Here is a 16,951-nt window from a genome sequence, read left to right as displayed (position 1 = left end):
GGCGAGACGACGACATGACCGCTCTCACCCTGGCCGGCGCCGTCGCCGTCGGCCTGACCCTGGGCCTGTTCGGCGGGGGAGGATCGATCCTGACGGTCCCCCTGCTCGTCTACCTCGCGGGCGTCCCCGCCAAGTCCGCGATCGCCATGTCGCTGTTCGTCGTCGGCGTGACGAGCGCGGTGAGCGCCGTCGGTCACGCGCGCGCCGGCCGCATCAGGTGGCAGACCGGCCTGGTCTTCGGCCTGGCCGGAATGGCCGGAGCCTACGGCGGCGGCCTGGCCGGGCCGCACCTGCCCGCGGCTGTGCTGCTGGCGGGGTTCGCGCTGATGATGCTGGCCACCGCCGTGGCGATGATCCGCGGTAGACGGGCTCCCGAGCACGTGCCCGCCCGCGAGAACCTGCCGGTCCTGCACGTCATCGTCGAGGGTGTCGTCGTCGGCCTGGTCACGGGGCTGGTCGGCGCCGGTGGAGGGTTCCTGGTCGTCCCCGCGCTGGTGCTGCTCGGCGGCATGCCGATGGGCGTGGCCGTCGCCACCTCCCTGGTGGTGATCGCGATGAAGTCGTTCGCCGGGCTGGCCGGCTACCTGCGGACCATCCCGGTCGACTGGTCGATCGCCCTGCCCGTCACGGCGGCGGCGGTCGTCGGCGGTCTCGCCGGCGGGTGGCTCGCCGGGCACCTCGACGCCGACCGCCTCCGCCGGGGCTTCGGCTGGTTCGTCCTCGTGATGGGCGGCTTCGTGCTCATCCAGCAGGCCCCGCCCGCGCTCTTCGCCACCACGTGGGCGGGCGTCACGCTGCCGGCCGGCGGTGCGGCCGCCCTGGCCGGGATCGCCTTTCTCCTCCTGCGCAGGCGACGCGGCCCGGCCGCGACGGCCCGGCGCGCCGCTCCACCGAAACCGAACACACCCGTGGGTACCCAGAAAGGAAGTGTCATGTTCTTCGCGCAGTACTACCTGGACTGCCTCTCGCAGGCCTCGTACATGATCGGAGATCCGTCGACAGGCCGGGCCGTGGTGGTGGACCCCCGGCGCGACGTGTCCGAGTACCTCGCCGACGCCGAGGCGCACGGGCTGCGGATCGACGGGGTGATCAACACCCACTTCCACGCCGATTTCCTCGCCGGTCACCTGGAGCTGGCCGCGCGCACCGGCGCGTGGATCGGGTACGGCCGCCTCGCCGAGATCGAGTACCCGATCCGCAGGCTCGCCCACGGCGACCGGATCGAACTCGGGGACGTCGTGCTGGAGATCATGGAGACACCCGGCCACACGCCGGAGTCGATCAGCGTCCTGGTCCGCGAGCACGCCGGCGACGCGGTGCCGTACGGCGTGCTGACCGGCGACGCGCTGTTCGTCGGCGACGTCGGCCGGCCCGACCTGCTCGCCTCGCTCGGCACGACCTCCGACCAGCTCGCCGACCTCCGACCAGCTCGCCTCGCTCGGCACGACCTCCGACCAGCTCGGCCGGATGCTGTACGACAGCGTGCAGCGCAAGCTCATGAGCCTGCCGGACGAGGTGCGGGTGTTCCCCGCCCACGGCGCCGGCTCCGCCTGCGGCAAGAACCTGTCCACCGAACGGGCCTCGACGATCGGCGTGCAGCGGCTGACCAACTACGCGTGCCGGCCGATGAGCGAGGAGGAGTTCCTGTCCATCGTGACCGAGGGACAGCCGCCCGCTCCCGGCTACTTCGTCTTCGACGCCATGCTGAACCGCAGGAACCACGAGCTGCTGGACGTGGCCGCGCACGCCCGGCCGCTGACGGCCGAGGAGTTCCTCGACCGGCGCCGCGCCGGCGCCGTGGTGCTCGACGCCCGCGACGCCCAGGACTTCGCCCTGGCCCACCTGCGCGGGTCTGTCAGCGTGCCCGCCGACGGCCGCTTCGCGGAACGCTCCGGAACGGTCGTCGAACCCGGCCGCGAGATCGTCGTCATCGCCCCCCAGGACCGCGAGGCCGAGGTCGTCACCCGGCTGGCCCGGATCGGCTTCGACACGGTCACCGGCTACCTGCGCGACCCCGAGGCCGCCTTCCTCGCCACGCCCGACGAGGTCGCCCACTCCAGCCGCCTGACCGCCGCCCAGCTGCGCGAGGCCCTCCAGGGCCGGCGGCCCCCGTTCCTGCTCGACGTCCGCAACGCGAGCGAGGTCGCGGACGGCGCCGTCGAGGGCGCGGTCAACATTCCTCTCGCCCAGCTCCCGGCGCGGCTGGCCGAGATCCCGGACGGCCCGGTCGTCGTCTACTGCGCCGGCGGCGCCCGTTCCGCCATCGCGGCCGGCCTGCTGGAGCACAAGGGACGCGATCAGGTGAGCGATCTCATCGGCGGATACGCCGCCTGGCGGACCGCCTTCACCCCCGCGCAGGCATGAACGACGGGAAGGGCTGACCCCGATGACAGCGGAAGGGACGACCAGGCGCCGCTGATCGGCGGCCGGGCCGCCTCCGCCGAGCTCACCCCGGGGCGTGAGACCTTCATGATCCACTATGAAGATCTCACGAGATGGTAGAAATGTGGCGATAGTGGGGCCTGACGGTAGGGGCGATGGATGATCCGGGTTCTGCTCGCCGAGGACATGCACATGGTTCGCGGGGCCCTGGTCGCACTGCTCGATCTCGAACCCGACCTCCAGGTGGTCGCCCAGGCGGCGTCCGGCGACGAGATCGTGCGCCTGGCGCTGGAGCACGCGCCCGACGTGGCGGTGATCGACGTGGGACTGCCGGGAATCGACGGGCTCAGCGCCGCGGCCGAGCTGCGCAGGCGCGTACCGCGCTGCCAGGTGCTGATCCTGACGAGCTTCGGCCGGCCGGGAAGCGTCCGGAGGGCGTTCGCCGCGAAGGCGTCCGGGTTCGTGGTCAAGGACGCCCCGCCGGACCAGCTGGCCGACGCGATCCGCAGGGTCGCGGCGGGGGAGCGGGTGATCGATCCCAAGCTCGCCGTGGCGGCGCTGGAGGCGGTCGAGAGCCCGCTCAGACCGCGCGAGCTGGAGGTGCTGCGGAGGTTCGCCGAGGGTGAGGACGTGGAGCAGATCGCCGAGGCGCTGTTCCTGTCCGTGGGCACCGTGCGCAACTACCTCACCGGGATCGTCGCCACGCTGCACGCCCGCAACCGGCTGCACGCCGTCCGGATCGCCCAGGACGCCGGTTGGCTCTGAGCCCGGTACGGCTGCTGGCCGTCTTCATCTGCGTCGTCTGCGTGGCGCGGGTGTCCTACCACGTCGCCGAGGCCTCGGCCGGGCCGGTGCTGGTGGGCGCCATCGTCGGGGTCGCCGCGCTGCAGCTGCCGATCTCGCTGTCGCTGGGCAGGCGGCGCCTGTCCGTGCTGCTCTTCCTGGTCCAGGCCGTGCTCAACTACCTGCCGCTGCTGGTGGAGGCCGACGCCTGGCGGGCGGGCGGCTCGGGGTTCGTCGCCGCCTCCGCTCTTCTCGTCGTGAGCGGTCCCTCCGCGTGGCTGATCTTCGGGCTGATCCCGGTCGTCGAGGGGGTCATGGCGTTCGCCCTGAACCCCGCACCCCTGTTCGTCTACTACGCGGTCGTCGCCCCCCTCAACGTCGGCCTGCTGCTGTACGCCCTCAGCCGGCTCACCGAGCTGCTGAACCGCGTACGGGAGGAGCGGGCGGAGCTGGCCACCAGGGCCCGGGAGGTCGAACGGTTACGGCTTCGCCGGCACGTGCAGCACCAGGTCGAGAGCGACGTGACCGCCATCGAGCACCTGGCGCGGCGGGCGCTGCGCCACGGCCGGGCGCAGACGACGCGAGGCGACGTCTCACGGGCCGTCGCCGTCGCACGCGGGGCACTGGACCGGGTGCGGTCCCTGCCGCACGCCGACGTGCCGGTCCCGGTCCCGGCCCGCGATCATGACGCGCGGATCGCCCGGTCGGCCACACCGATCCTCGTGGCCACGCATGTCCTGTTCATCGGTCACTCTCTGTTCGCCTTCGTCGCCGACGCGGAGCAAGGCCGCGGCTCCGCACACGTCTGGCACCTGGCGGTGCTGCCCGTGACCTTCGCCCTGCAGTTCTGGCACCTGTCCGCCGTGCACGCGGGCAGGCGGCCCAGGTCCCTGCGCTGGACCCTCGCGGCTCAGGCCATGACCGTCTACGGCCCCCTGGCGGTCGGGGAGACGTCCGGACTGCTGGTGTCGGGATTCTTCGCCGGCGTCGTCCTGCTGTGCGCTCCGGCCCGCGTGTCCGGGCCGCTGTGCATGGCGATCTTCGGCATCGACGCCGTCGATGGCTGGTTGGGCGAAGGCCCGTTCGTGGGCGCCTACCAGTTCTGCACTGCCGTATCGACGGCCATCGCCGTCTACGGCCTGACCCGGCTGGTCGGCCTCATCACCGAGCTCAGGCGCACCCGGGCGGAGCTGGTCGAGGTGGAGGCCCTACGCGAGCGGCTGCGGATGGGCCGGGACGTGCACGATCTGCTCGGCCGCGGCCTGACCGCGATCGTCCTGCACGGGGACCTCACGCTGCGGCTGCTGGACACCGACCCGGGGGGCGCCACGAGACACCTCGAACGGATGACGCACGCGGCACAGGCCGCGCTCGTCGACATCGCCGCGCTGAGCGCGCCGGGCCGGCCCCTGTCGCTGGCCGCCGAGGTCGACTCCGCCAGAGCCGTGCTGGAATCCGCCGGAGCGGCCGTGCGGGTCCACGCCGCGCCCGTGGCCGGGCCGGCCGAGCCCGTGCTCGCCGTGGTGCTGCGCGAGGCGGTCACCAACGTGCTCAGGCACAGCACGCCGCACGAGTGCCTGATCGAGATCGCCGCCGAGGACGGCCGCGTACGGCTGCGCGTGGCCAACGACGGAGCCGCGCCCGCCACCGGCGAGCCGGGCACGGGGCTGGAGAACCTGCGGGCCCGCCTGACCGCCATCGGCGGCGAGCTCACCACCACCCTGACCGGCAACCATTTCGAGCTCCTCGCCCGCACCCCCGTGGATCATGAGGATCTCACGCCCGCGAGGTGAACCGGGCGACTGTGCCGGGCGGGGCCCGATGCCGCACAGTAGGGGCGCCACATCCACACGAGAGATCAACCGGGGACCATGAACCGCCGACAGTTCCTCGCGACCGCCGCCCTCGCGGGCCTCGCCTCCGCCTGCGGGTCCAGCACTCCACGCGCGAGCGATCCGGCCGCCTTCCGCACCGAGCTGCGCGTGCCTCCGCTGCTGAAGCCCGAGGTGGACAAGGACGGGACGCGGACGTTCGCGCTGACGATGCAGCGGGGCCGCAGCGAGATCCTGCCCGGCAGGCCCGTCGAGACGTGGGGGTTCAACGGCCCGCACCTCGGGCCGACGATCCGGGCGGCACGCGGCGACAAGGTCCGCGTCACGGTCGCCAACCGCCTGGACGAGGCGAGCACCGTGCACTGGCACGGGATGCGGCTCCCCGCGAGGATGGACGGCGGGCCGCACCAGACGATCGCGCCGGGCGCCACGTGGAGCCCGCACTGGACCATCGACCAGCCCGCCGCCACGTCGTGGTACCACCCCCACCCGCACGGCGCGACCGCCAGGCACGTCTACCGCGGGCTCGCCGGCATGTTCATCATCGACGACCGGACCGCGCCCGGGCTGCCCGCGGCGTACGGGGTCGACGACATACCCCTCATCCTGCAGGACAAGAACCTCGCCGAGGACGGCTCGCCGTCCGGCGACCCGTTGACGGGCACCTTCGGCATCCTGGGCGACCACATGCTGGTCAACGGCGTGCACGCCCCGTTCCTCAACGTGCGCACCGAGCGGGTGCGCTTCCGCGTCCTCAACGGGTCGAACGCCCGGATGTACCACCTCACGTTCGCCGACGGCCGGACGTTCCACGTCGTCGGCAACGACGCCGGCCTGCTGCCCGCCCCCGTCCCGGTGGACGAGGTCTCCCTCACGCCGGGCGAACGGGTGGAGGTCGTCGTGACCTTCACGGCCGGGGAACAGGTCCTGCTGCGCACGCGGTCGGGGTCCGACGACATCGACGAGGGCGACTTCGACCTGCTGAAGATCGTCGCGGCGCCGCGGCTCGCCGCCTCTCCCGGCCTCCCGGACCGGCTGGCCGAGCCCGCTCCGATCGTGGTGCCCCCGGGCGCCAGGGTCCGCCGGTTCCGGCTCAACGGGCACGACGCCATCAACGGCAAGGAGATGGACATGTCGCGCATCGACGAGGTGGTGCCCGCCGGCGCCACCGAGATCTGGGAGATCGAGAACACCGTCTACGCCCACAACTTCCACATCCACGAGGTGGCGTTCCAGGTGCTCGACGTGGACGGGGAGAAGCCGCCGGCGTACGCGAGCGGCCACAAGGACACCGTCTACGTGCCGCCGAAGAGCACGGTGCGGGTCGCCGTGCGGTTCGGCCGGTTCACCGACCCGGCCACGCCGTACATGTACCACTGCCACATCCTGCGGCACGAGGACTCCGGCATGATGGGCCAGTTCGTGATCGTGGAGCCCGGCACCGAGAACCAGGTGCCGCGCACCATCGCCGGCCACCACGGGTAGCGCCTCACCCCGAGGGTCCCTCGACCACCGGCATGAGCAGCGGCCGCTTGGCGGTGCGGGCGTCGCCCGAGGATCGGCCGCGCAGGCGCCGGCCCAGCCAGGGCCCGCCGAAGGTGGCCAGCCACCGCGCCTCCGCCGCCACCGCCCGCCAGGCCGCCGGGGCGGGCAGCGCGGGCAGGGGGGTCATCCACGCGTCGTCCCAGCCGGGGAGCCCCAGCGCGTGCGCGAAGGCGGCCGCGAAGCGGGCGTGCCCCACCGGACTGGCGTGCAACCGGTCGCTGCTCCACATCCTCGCGTCGGTGACGAAGGCGAGCGGGAACGTGTCGATCAGCGTGACCCCGTGGCGCGCCGCCGCCTTCTCGATGCGGGCGTTGAGGTCGAGCACCCGGGGCACGAGCGGGCGAGCCAGCGGGGTGATCGCGCCGAGGTCGGGGAACGTCACGCTCACCACGCGCGCCCCCGCGGCGGTCAGCGCCGCGAACGTCTCCTCCAGCGCCGCGGCCACCTCGGCGGCGTCGAAGCCCGGCCGGATCAGGTCGTTCATCCCGGCCATGACCGTGGCCAGGTCGGGCCGCAGCTCCAGCGCGGCCGGCAGTTGCTCGTCGCGCACCTGGGCGGCCAGGCGGCCCCGGACGGCGAGGTTGGCGTAGCGCACGCCGGGGTCGACGCGGGCGAGGTGCTCGGCGAGCCGGTCGGCCCACCCGCGGTGCCCGCCCGCGTCGTCGTGGTCGCCGAGGCCCTCGGTCTGGCTGTCGCCGAGCGCCACGTAACGCCGGTAGCTCATGATCTCGTCGTCCTTCCGGGGTGGGCGGAGCGCTCGCCGAGCGTCCGGGCGGTGCTCAGGCACCAGTCGCGCATCTCCCGCTCCAGGCGGCACCCGGCCAGGCAGGACAGGTACGGGCCGATGCGCTCGCCTTCGCGGAGGAACGCCCCCTCGTCCCGGTCGCCGCGCAGGCGCTTCAGCATCGTCTCGAAGAGCGCCAGCTTGGCCGCGGCCTGCTCCGCCCGCTCCAGGAGCTGGGCGATCAGCGGCGCGGGGTCGAGCACGTCCACGGCGTGCACCTTGACGACCAGATCATCGCGGATCAGCAGCGGCTTGGCCGGTGCCGCGGCGAAGGCGGCCAGCTCGGCGACGCCGGCCTCGGTGACCGTGAAGACGCGTTTGTTGGGCCGCCCCTGCTGGACGACCTCGCGCCCCGCGACCAGCCCGTCGGCCTCCAGCTTCGTCAGCTCGGCGTAGAGCTGTTGCGGGGCGGCGTACCAGAAGTTGGAGACGCCCACGTCGAAGAGCTTGGTGAGCTGGTAGCCGCTGTGTTCGCCGTCGAGCAGCGCCGCGAGGACCGCGTGTCGCAGGCTCACGGCCTACTCGTTTCCATGAATAGTCATGTCGATGACTATAGGCCTGCGAGAAGCGCTCCGACAGCCCGGCTTCCCGTCGGCCATGGCGGACCCGGCGGCGGGCCGAGGTCAACGCGGGACGGCGAGGAACTCGCGCGCACCCCGAAGCCGGGTCGTCAGCCGCGACCGGGTCAGGGCGCAGTCCAGGCGTACGTCGAGGGGGCCCGGTGGGCCCGTCCGGGCGCGCAGGCCGGTGGGCAGGCCGGCCTCGTCGAGGCCGTCGCGGCGGGCGATGAGCACGCCGAGCTCGTGGCGGGTGACGGCGTCGGCTCCGGCGACGTGGTGGATCCCCGAAGAGGACGAGCCGGTGAGCTCCAGCAGCGCCGAGGCGAGGTCGGTGACGTGGACCGGGCACCGCACGTCGTCGGTGAACAGGACACCGGCTGTGGTGCCGGACGCGAGCGCGTGCACGCGGGCCTCGTGCGGCGAGCCTCCGCCCCCGATGATGAGCGAGGTCCGGGCGATCACGGCGGTGGGATCGAGGCCCTTGATCGCCGTCTCGGCCGCGGCCTTGGCGGCGCCGTAGGGGGTCGTGGGATCGGGCGGGCAGGTCTCGTCGTAGCGTCTCGCCAGTCCGGAGAACACCGCGTCGCTGGACACGTGCACCAACCGGGCGCCGACGGCCGCGGCTGCCGCGGCGACGTGCGCCGCACCGTCCGCGGTGGTCGCCCAGTCGGCCCGCCGTGACGCGGTGTTGACGATCGCGGCGGGCCGGGTCCGCTGGACCAGGGCCATGACCTCGTCGCGGCGCCTGATGTCGAGTGCGCGCCAGTCGACGCCGGTGACGGCCGGGGCACGGCGACGGAACGTCGCCACGACGCGGGTGCCTGCGCGCCGGGCCCGTCGGACGACCTCCTGCCCGAGGAAGCCGCTGCCGCCGATCACCAGGAGATCCATCGCCGTCACGGTACCGTGCCGGGGCCGCCGGACCGGGTGGCCCGTGCGCGCCCGTACGCCCGGCGCCTTCCGCCCGGGGCCCGGGCGTGCGCCGGTGAAGGAGCGGCCGTCCGGGCCCCGGGCCGCACGGTCCGAGGCCCGGACGGCGGGTGGGTCAGGGGCGGAGGGTGAGGAGAAGGTCCTCCAGCGGGGTGTAGCGGTCCGGAAGGCCGAATCCGGCGGGGCCGAAGCACGCCAGCGCCTCGGGGGTCCGCATGATCGGCGGGGTGGAGATGCCGTACACCGTGAGCCGTTGGCCGTAGGCGAGCGACTCGGTGGGGATCGGTGCGCCGGTCTCGCTGTTGAGGGTGCAGATCAGGTCCGGGACGATGGCGACGACCGTGCCGTCGCGACGGGCGACCAGGTGCTCGTTCTGGAAGGTGATCTCCAGGGTGTCGTCCGGGTCGCCGTCCGACTCGAGCCGCGCCCTGCCGCGGGCGAAGCCGTCCACCGTGCGGCGTTCCACGTCGACGAGCTTGCCGCGGAAGAGGGCGACACCGAGGCTGTAGATAGTGCCGGCCAGCATCGAGGTGAGGGCGTCGAAGGGGTCGGCGTGCGCCGCGCGCGCCTGCCGCAGGGTCTCGCCGATGCGGCGGCACAGGGTGAGCGTGCCGTGCACGGAGGTGCGGCGGACGTCGTCGGTGTCCATCGGGTAGTCGCTGATGTAGGAGGCGCCGCCCATCTGGACGGTCAGCGCGCGGGCCAGCTGCTCCATCCGTTTGTTGTCGGTGGCGTCGATGATGCTGGTGTCGCCGTGGTCGGAGGCGATCGCCATCGGCGAGCCGGACACCCCCAGCACGCCGAAGGTCTGCATCTGCAGCTCGGGGAAGGCGCGGCCCATGCCGTCGGCGTCCACCACGGGCAGGCCGAGCTGCGCGCCGAGCATCAACGGGATCATGCTGTTGAGCCCGCCGCACTCGGTCGGCATGACGGCGGCGGCGGTGCGGCCGAGATGGGCCTCCAACGCCCGGAAGGCGGCGACGTTGCCGGCCCCGGAGGGCAGCTTCTCCACGAACACGGTGGGCGCGCCCATCATCGACGACGGCAGCACGAGCGCGCCGTCGGGCAGCTCGTCGGCGCCGATGATGTGGACGGTACGTCCCGCGCGCATCTCCTGTTCGACCAGGAGACGGCCGATGTAGGGGTCTCCGCCGCCGCCGGTGCCGAGGACGGCGGCGCCCTCGGCCAGGTCGTGCAGGCCCTGCAGGGTCAGGTCGTAGCCCATGGGGTGGCCTCCTCCGGGGTGCGGGCGCGGCCGAGGTCGAGGTCTCCGACGGCGCGGACGACGACGCGGACGGCGTTGCCGGGCAGGTAGTCGACGTGGATCTCGTCGATGTGGGCGATCTCGACGGTCTCGGGCACGGCTCCGGCGGAGACGGCCAGGTCGACGGCCTCGGCGCGAGCCCGGTCGAGGACGTCGTCGCGGCTGAGCCGGGAGCCGATGACGAACAGCCGGTCCACCTCGCCGCCGATCTGGCCGATCGCGGCGCCGATGGCGTTGGCGACGCCGTGGTGGCCGGGAATGCGCACCTCGGGGATGCCGGGCAGGGCGGGCGGCATGAGGACGCTGCCGCCGCCCACGATGATGACCGGCAGCGGGTCGGCGGTCAGCCGCATCCGGTCGACGAGGCCGGCGACGCGGTCGGCCATCCAGGCCGTGCCACGCCGTACCAGGTCGCGGTCGAGGTGGCGCACCAGCGAGGGGTCGCCGATGTCGGCCAGCCCGGCGGCGACCGCCAGGTCGGTGGCCGTGAGGGTGTGGCCGCCGAAGACGAGCGCCTCGTCGGTGAGCCGGTAGCCGACCGAGTCCGGCCCGATCCGCAGGTCGGGCCGGTGGGTGACGCGGCTGCCTCCGCCCAGGCCGACGGAGACGACGTCGGGCATGCGGAAGTTGGTGCGCACGCCGGCGATGTCCACGTCGGTGCTCGCCTGTCGTGGGTAGCCGCCGGTCAGGACGCCGACGTCGGCGGTGGTGCCGCCGATGTCGACCACCGCGGCGTTGGTGAGGCCGGCCAGGAAGGCCGCGCCGCGCATGCTGTTGGTCGGGCCGGAGGCGAAGGTGCGCACGGGGTAGCGGCGGGTGTGTTCGGCGTCCATGAGGGTCCCGTCGTTCTGCGACAGGAACAGCGGCGCGCTGACCCCGACGGCGCGCAGGGCGCCGGTGAAGGCGTCGACGATCTCGTCGGCGAGGTCCAGCAGGCAGGCGTTGACGATGGTGGCGTTCTCCCGCTCCAGCATGCGGATGCGGCCGATCCGGTGGGACAGGCTGACGCGCAGGTGCGGCAGCTCGGCCCGCAGGATGTCGGCGGCGGCCAGCTCGGCCTCGGCGGTGACGGGGGAGAAGACCGAGCTGATCGCCACCGTGGTGATGTCGTGCGCGGCCAGGTCGACCGCCACCCGCTTGAGCTCGTCGGGGTCCAGCGGGGAGATGGGACGGCCGTCGAACTCGTGGCCCCCGTGGCACAGGTGCACGCTCGGCCGGACGGCCTCCAGCAGCTCCGCCGGCCAGCCGGTGGCCGGCGGCAGCGCCGCCGTGGCGGGAAGCGCCAGCCGTACGACGCCGGTGCGGGCCAGGCGGCGCCGGGTGACCAGGGCGTTGGTGAAGTGGGTGGTGCCGATCATGACGGCGTCCACGTGCGCGCGGTCGAGGCCGCCGCGGTCGAGCAGTCGCTGCAGTGCCGCGACGATGCCGCCGGTCACGTCGGACGTCGTCGCAGTCTTGATCTCGGCCACGACGGTCATGGCCTGGTCGAGCAGGACGGCATCGGTGTGGGTGCCGCCCACGTCGATCCCTATTCGCACGGCTGTGTGCTCCTGTCTGCGGGGGAGGGGAGATACCGGATTCGCACGGAACGGCAGATGACGGCCCGGGGCCGGTTCACGGCCGGGGCTGCGGGGCGGAGCCGGTCAGGCCCAGCCTGCCCGCCGCCGCGTGGAGCAGGAACGCGGCCAGCAGCGCGTTGAGCGCGGGAATGCCCCAGGTGAGGAAATGGCCGATCAGCGCGGCGGCCACCCAGATCACCAGAGCGGCGGGCACCCAGCCCGGCGCCCGCGCGGGCAGCTCGCCGCGTTCGCGGGAGGCGTCCAGCTCCGGCCGCCAGGTGCGCACCACGAAGTACTCGGCGACCATGATGCCGGCGATCGGCGGGATCGCGACGCCCAGCAGGACCAGGAAGCCGACCAGATGGTCGGCGATGCCGAGCGCGGCCAGCGCGGTGCCCACCACGCCCAGGGCGACGGTCACCGCGGCGCGGCCCGCCCTGACGCCGAAGGCGGTGTGCAGGGCGTTGGTCACGCCGAGGCTGGCCGCGTAGAGGTTCCAGTCGTTGGTCTTGAACGTCGCCGAGACCAGGACGAGCACGCCGACGGTGCCGGAGGTCGTGGTCACGATGGTGACCACGTCGCCGGTGCGCAGCGCGTGCGCCAGCAGCACGCCGACCAGCGCGAGCACGTACTCGCCGAGGCTGATGCCGATCACGGTCTGCTTGACCACGTCGGCCGCGCTGCGGTTGAACCGGCACATGTCCGGGCTGATCACCGCGCCGACGATGAAGCCGCCCGCCACCAGGGTCGCGCCCTGGGCCAGGCTCATCGGCGGCCCGGCCGGCGTGGAGGCGAGCAGCTCGCCCAGCGGCCGCTGGGCCAGTTCGACCGCGATGGCCCAGCCGGCCAGCGCGAGAAAGGCCGGGACGGTGATCCACGCGGTCCACGCCATGCCGGCGAAGCCGTGCACGACGATCGCGGTGATCGCCAGGCCGCCGACGATCGCCCAGATCCAGGCCGGTGAACCGCCCAGCAGGGCGGAGACGCCCTGGGCCAGCACGGCCGACTGGACGCCGAACCAGCCGAGCAGGCAGACGGCGATGACCAGGCCGACCAGACCGGAGCCGTACCGTCCGAAACCGGCCCAGCGGGCGAGCAGGCTGGTGGACAGGCCCTCCCGCATGCCGGCGATGCCGAGGGCGATGGCGACGAGCTCCAGGATGGCCGCGCCGAGGGTCACGGCCAGCACTGCCTGCCAGAAGCCCATGCCCATGCCGAGCGTGGCGCCGAGCAGGAACTGCGACAGGGCCGACAGCAGGCCGAAGCGTTGCACGGCGATGGTGGTCCAGCCGTAGCGGGCGGCGGGCGGGACGCGCTCCAGGGCGTGGTCGTCCCGGGCGAGGCCGGTGTCCGTGCCTGAGGCGGCGACGCCGGTGGGGGGTTGCGCCATCGTGCTTCCCTTCGGGGGAGTGATGTGCGGTTGACAGCTGCGACGGTAGAGAACGATCACCCTGACGTGAAGAGGCACGGCGCACCCGGAGTTCCCCGAGCAGGCGGGTCCAGGGGCGCGGTCCGGCCGGCCCGTGAGGGCTTCCCGTGGATGACCCGGCACCAGAGAGCACCTGCAAGGGATTGCAGGGCGCGAGGCGCCCTGAAGCCGACGCCCGCGGCCGGCGTGCCTGCACCGCTGACGACCATCAGGCAGCCGGTGCGCGACATGGCGCCGGCCGCGGTGGCCGGCTGCTCGACGAGATCCGTGGTCTGCCCGCTCCCCGGGGCGCGTTGCTGCACCGGCTCCGAGCTGGTCCTCCGCCGCTCCACCGCTCCGGTCCGCATCCCCCGTCGCGGCTCCCGCCCCCTGACCGTCTGACGCGCCGGGCCCTCCTGACGCGCCGGAGCTCCGGGCGGGGCGCGGCCGCGTGGCGTTCAGCGCGTCAGGGACCGATCGCGCTCCTCGTCCGGCGCGATCTTCTGCCCGCCGTACGCCGCGGACATCCGGGCCCGCAGCCTGCCGAGAGGGCCGCGCGTGAGCGCGGGCGGGATGCCGGAGCCGTGCCGGGCGGAGAGCACCGGCACGGGTTCCCCGCCGCGCAGATGCGCCTCGATGTCCTCGGCCAGCGGCGCGTGCGCCTCGGTGAACGCGCCGCTGGGCAGGCGCTTGATCACACCGGAGGGCACCCCGTGTCCGATCAGTTCGGCGTCGGAGCGTTGCAGGCCGAGGCAGATCCGGTAGGTGACGACGTAGGCGAGCACGGGCGCGACGACCACCAGGACGCGACCGGCGTAGGTGGTGGCGTTCAGGCTGATGTGGAAGGTGGAAGCCAGCTCGTCGTTGGCCCCGAGGAGCCACAGCACGCCGAAGAAGACGACGGCGGTCATGCCGATCGAGGTGCGGTGCGGGTTGTCGCGGGGACGCTGCAGGACGTGGTGCTCACGCGCGTCACCGGTGATCCACCGTTCGACGAACGGGTAGAGCAGCATCCCGGTGAGGATGACGCCCAGCGGCACCAGCGCCGGGACGACCACGCTCAGCGGCACCGTGCCCGCGTGGGCGCCGCCGAGGAGGTTGACCTCCCAGGCGGGCATCAGACGGAGCGCGCCCTCCAGGAAACCGAGGTAGAAGTCGGGCTGGGAGCCGGCCGAGATGTCGGCCGGGGTGTAGGGGCCGTACAGCCACACGGGGTTGATCTGGGCGAAGGTGCCCAGCCCGGCCACGGCGGCCAGGGTGAACAGGAAGAAGGCCGTGGTCTTGGCCATGAACGACGGATACAGCGGAGCGCCCACCACGTTCGTCCGGGTGCGGGCCTTGCCCGGCATCTGGGTGTGTTTCTGCACCCACATCAGCACCAGGTGCGCCGACATCAGCACCAGCAGCGCTCCCGGGATGAGCAGGACGTGCAGGGCGTAGAACCGGGAGACGACGTCGTCGCCCGGATACTCCCCGCCGAACAGGAAGAAGGTCACGTACGTGCCGACCAGGGGCAGCGAGATGAGCACGCCCTCGGTGACGCGCAGGCCGGCCCCCGAGAGCAGGTCGTCCGGCAGCGAGTAGCCCGTGAGTCCCGCCAGCAGGGCCAGCGCGAACATCGTGACGCCGATGACCCAGGTGAGCTCGCGCGGTTTGCGGTAGGCGCCGGTGAAGAACACGCGCAGCGCGTGGACCATGATGCCGCCGATGAACAGCAGCGCCGACCAGTGGTGGATCTGCCTGACGAGCAGCCCGCCGCGCACCTCGAAGCTGATCTCCAGCGTGGAGGCGTACGCCTGCGACATCCCCACGCCCCGCAGCGGCGCGTAGGCGCCGTCGTAGACCACGTGGCCCATGCTCGGCTTGAACCACAACGTCAGGAACGTGCCGGTGAGCAGCAGGATGACGAACGAGTAGAGCGCGATCTCGCCCAGCAGGAAGGACCAGTGATCGGGAAAGATCTTGCGCAGGTTGCGGTTCAGGAACCGGCCCGCTCCCAGCCGGTCGTCCAGGAACGACGATGTCCGGGCGATGGTGCCGGGGACCGCCCTCGGTCCGGTGTGCATGGCTACTCCCTCTCTGTCCGCGTATGACCAAGACGTTCGAGGGCGGGGAAATGTGACATCCTTCACCGCGGCCGGGATGTCACAATCGCGCGGCGCCTCGCGTCTTAGGAGCGACTGGCACACGTTCGGACCACGGCGAGGTGACCCATGGCGACGTCCTCACACATCGGCCCCGGCTCCTGGCGGATCGTCCTGGAGGCGACCGAGGCGAGGCTGACGACGAGCAGGCGGAAAGGCCCGCGCCTGCTGTACGCGCCGCCACGCCTCGACGGCGCGTTCTACCTGCGGCCCGACGCCGCGCTGGCGGGCTTCGCCCTGCGGCTCCCGCTGCCGTCGCACCGCGCCGAGCAGCCGGTGCTGCACTGGGAGTCGGCCGAACTCGACCGCGACGCGCGCGCGTGGCTGCGACTCGGCCGGCACGAGGTGTGCGCACCCGTCTCGGTCGTGTGCGCCGAGATCCCCGGGGAGCGCCCCTACGTGAAGATCGTCCTGGAGACGGTGTTCTTCTCGGGCGGCCTGCGCCTGCCCGGCCTGCTCGTGCCGCGGCCGGTGACGCTGAGGCTGTTCAGCGAGATCCGCCCGGCGGACGCCTTCCCCGCCTCGGGCGCGGACGAGACGCTCTGAGCGGCTCCGCGGACACGTACCGCCGGGCCGGGCGCATCCCATGAGCCGGCCGCATTCCGCGAGACCCACGACGACGATCGCGGGAAGAAGTCTTCCGCATAGGGACGTAGCGTCTCGCTCATGAAGCTGACCTCCCGCGTGCTCAACCGCACCGCCCTGCAGCGGCAGCTCCTGCTGGAGCGCTCCGCCCTGTCGCCGGTCCAGGCGATCGAGCGGCTGGTCGCCGTGCAGGGCCAGGACGTCAACCCGCCGTACTTCGGGCTGTGGTCACGCCTGACCGCCTTCACCCACGACGATCTCACCTCGCTCCTGTACGACCGGCGCGTGGTGCGCGGGTCCCTGCTGCGCGGCACGCAGCACCTGGCGCTGGCCGACGACTACGCCTGGTTGCGGCCCCTCATGCAGGCGCCCCTGACGCGCGCCCGGCAGGCGGCATGGGGCAGGGTCACCGCGGGCGTGGACCTGGAGGAGCTGGTCGCCCTCACACGAGAGCACCTGACCGGACGCACGCTGAGCCGCCCCGAGCTGCGCGACCTGCTCGCCCGCCGCTGGCCCGAGGTCGATCCGATGGCGCTCGGCTGGTCGGCGCAGGCTCTCGTGGCCGTGGTGCACCCGCCGCCCAGCGGCACCTGGAACAGAGGTGGCGCGACACCGTTCACCCTGGCCGAGGAGTGGCTCGGCAGACCGCTCGAGGCCGCGCCGAGCGCCGCGCGGATCGTCTCCCGCTACCTGGCGGCGTTCGGGCCGGCGTCGGTGATGGACGTGCAGGCATGGTCCGGGCTGACGCGGTTGCGGCCGGTGATCGAGGCCATGCCTTTACGGAAATATCAGGATATGGAGGGGCGGGTGCTGTACGACCTGCCGGACGCGCCGCTCGCGCCCGAGGACGTGCCCGCTCCGGTGCGGTTCCTGCCGTACTTCGACAACCTGATGGTCGCCTACGCCGACCGGAGCCGGATGATGACCGCCGAGCAGCGCAAGGCCGTGTGCGTCGGCGCCATCGTGCACCCGACGTTCCTGGTGGACGGTGTCGTCGCGGGCAGATGGGACCTCAAGGACGACGTTCTCGTCCTGAAGCCGTTCGTCGCTCTGCCCGACACCGTCATGGCGGAGCTGGCCGAGGAGGGGTCCCGGCTGCTGGCCTTCGCGGGGGCCGCCGGCGGGCGGGTCACCTGGCGCCCGCCCGCGGCCTGACGGTCCCGGCCTCGCCGCGC

At 73.0% G+C, this 16,951-nt stretch carries 13 protein-coding genes and 2 pseudogenes; 8 read left to right on the top strand and 7 right to left on the bottom strand.

The window, feature by feature from the left end; all coding sequences use genetic code 11:
* Nucleotides 1-14: 14 nt before the first annotated feature.
* The 6 genes and pseudogenes from CXR44_RS42175 to CXR44_RS15175 all read left to right on the top strand — a co-directional run.
* Nucleotides 15-842 (top strand): annotated as a pseudogene (locus CXR44_RS42175) (sulfite exporter TauE/SafE family protein); the annotation flags it as partial.
* Nucleotides 843-932: 90 nt separating this feature from the next.
* Nucleotides 933-1,322, top strand: a pseudogene (locus tag CXR44_RS42170) (MBL fold metallo-hydrolase); the annotation flags it as partial.
* Between the two features lie 145 nt (nt 1,323-1,467).
* Nucleotides 1,468-2,364 carry a rhodanese-like domain-containing protein gene (locus CXR44_RS41940; RefSeq protein ID WP_342748549.1) on the top strand — a complete coding sequence of 299 codons (897 nt, stop codon included), beginning with the start codon at nt 1,468-1,470 and terminating at the stop codon, nt 2,362-2,364.
* Nucleotides 2,365-2,541: 177 nt separating this feature from the next.
* Nucleotides 2,542-3,147: a response regulator transcription factor gene (locus CXR44_RS15185; RefSeq protein ID WP_101786697.1), complete on the top strand. Its 606-nt coding sequence runs from the start codon at nt 2,542-2,544 to the stop codon at nt 3,145-3,147.
* On the top strand, nt 3,138-4,958 hold the full coding sequence (locus tag CXR44_RS15180) for a sensor histidine kinase (RefSeq protein WP_101786696.1): 1,821 nt from the start codon (nt 3,138-3,140) through the stop codon (nt 4,956-4,958). Before CXR44_RS15185 ends, CXR44_RS15180 begins: the two co-directional genes overlap by 10 nt.
* Nucleotides 4,959-5,036: 78 nt before the next feature.
* The gene (locus CXR44_RS15175) at nt 5,037-6,482 is read left to right on the top strand and encodes a multicopper oxidase family protein (protein ID WP_101786695.1); all 1,446 of its coding nucleotides are present in this window, start codon (nt 5,037-5,039) and stop codon (nt 6,480-6,482) included.
* Nucleotides 6,483-6,486: 4 nt separating this feature from the next.
* Here CXR44_RS15175 and CXR44_RS15170 read toward each other — a convergent pair whose 3' ends face one another.
* The 7 genes from CXR44_RS15170 to qcrB all read right to left on the bottom strand — a co-directional run bounded on the left by CXR44_RS15170 (nt 6,487) and on the right by qcrB (nt 15,113).
* Nucleotides 6,487-7,266, bottom strand: a complete 780-nt coding sequence (locus tag CXR44_RS15170; RefSeq protein ID WP_101786694.1) for an SGNH/GDSL hydrolase family protein — start codon at nt 7,264-7,266, stop codon at nt 6,487-6,489.
* Nucleotides 7,263-7,841, bottom strand: a complete 579-nt coding sequence (locus tag CXR44_RS15165; RefSeq protein ID WP_101786693.1) for a PadR family transcriptional regulator — start codon at nt 7,839-7,841, stop codon at nt 7,263-7,265. The genes CXR44_RS15170 and CXR44_RS15165 overlap by 4 nt, the downstream gene beginning before the upstream one ends.
* Nucleotides 7,842-7,949: 108 nt before the next feature.
* Complete coding sequence (locus CXR44_RS15160; protein WP_101786692.1) at nt 7,950-8,777, bottom strand: SDR family oxidoreductase; 828 nt, start codon at nt 8,775-8,777, stop codon at nt 7,950-7,952.
* Nucleotides 8,778-8,931: 154 nt separating this feature from the next.
* Nucleotides 8,932-10,041, bottom strand: a complete 1,110-nt coding sequence (locus CXR44_RS15155) for an S-methyl thiohydantoin desulfurase family protein (protein WP_101786691.1) — start codon at nt 10,039-10,041, stop codon at nt 8,932-8,934.
* Complete coding sequence (locus tag CXR44_RS15150) at nt 10,026-11,618, bottom strand: hydantoinase/oxoprolinase N-terminal domain-containing protein (RefSeq protein ID WP_101786690.1); 1,593 nt, start codon at nt 11,616-11,618, stop codon at nt 10,026-10,028. The genes CXR44_RS15155 and CXR44_RS15150 overlap by 16 nt, the downstream gene beginning before the upstream one ends.
* Nucleotides 11,619-11,694: 76 nt before the next feature.
* Nucleotides 11,695-13,029, bottom strand: coding sequence for a purine-cytosine permease family protein (locus CXR44_RS15145; protein ID WP_101786689.1), 1,335 nt, complete (start codon nt 13,027-13,029; stop codon nt 11,695-11,697).
* A gap of 476 nt (nt 13,030-13,505) precedes the next feature.
* The gene (qcrB, locus tag CXR44_RS15140; protein WP_101786688.1) at nt 13,506-15,113 is read right to left on the bottom strand and encodes a cytochrome bc1 complex cytochrome b subunit; all 1,608 of its coding nucleotides are present in this window, start codon (nt 15,111-15,113) and stop codon (nt 13,506-13,508) included.
* 147 nt (nt 15,114-15,260) lie between these two features.
* Here qcrB and CXR44_RS15135 point away from each other — a divergent pair, with 147 nt between their 5' ends.
* Nucleotides 15,261-15,737, top strand: coding sequence for a hypothetical protein (locus CXR44_RS15135; RefSeq protein WP_101786687.1), 477 nt, complete (start codon nt 15,261-15,263; stop codon nt 15,735-15,737).
* Between the two features lie 120 nt (nt 15,738-15,857).
* Nucleotides 15,858-16,931 carry a winged helix DNA-binding domain-containing protein gene (locus CXR44_RS15130; RefSeq protein ID WP_101786686.1) on the top strand — a complete coding sequence of 358 codons (1,074 nt, stop codon included), beginning with the start codon at nt 15,858-15,860 and terminating at the stop codon, nt 16,929-16,931.
* Nucleotides 16,932-16,951 lie beyond the last annotated feature (20 nt).

Source organism: Nonomuraea indica, from assembly GCF_002850745.1.
GTDB classification, from domain to species: domain Bacteria; phylum Actinomycetota; class Actinomycetes; order Streptosporangiales; family Streptosporangiaceae; genus Nonomuraea; species Nonomuraea indica.
Note: the sequence above shows the minus strand (reverse complement) of the source record. Positions and strands in the feature narration are given on the sequence as shown.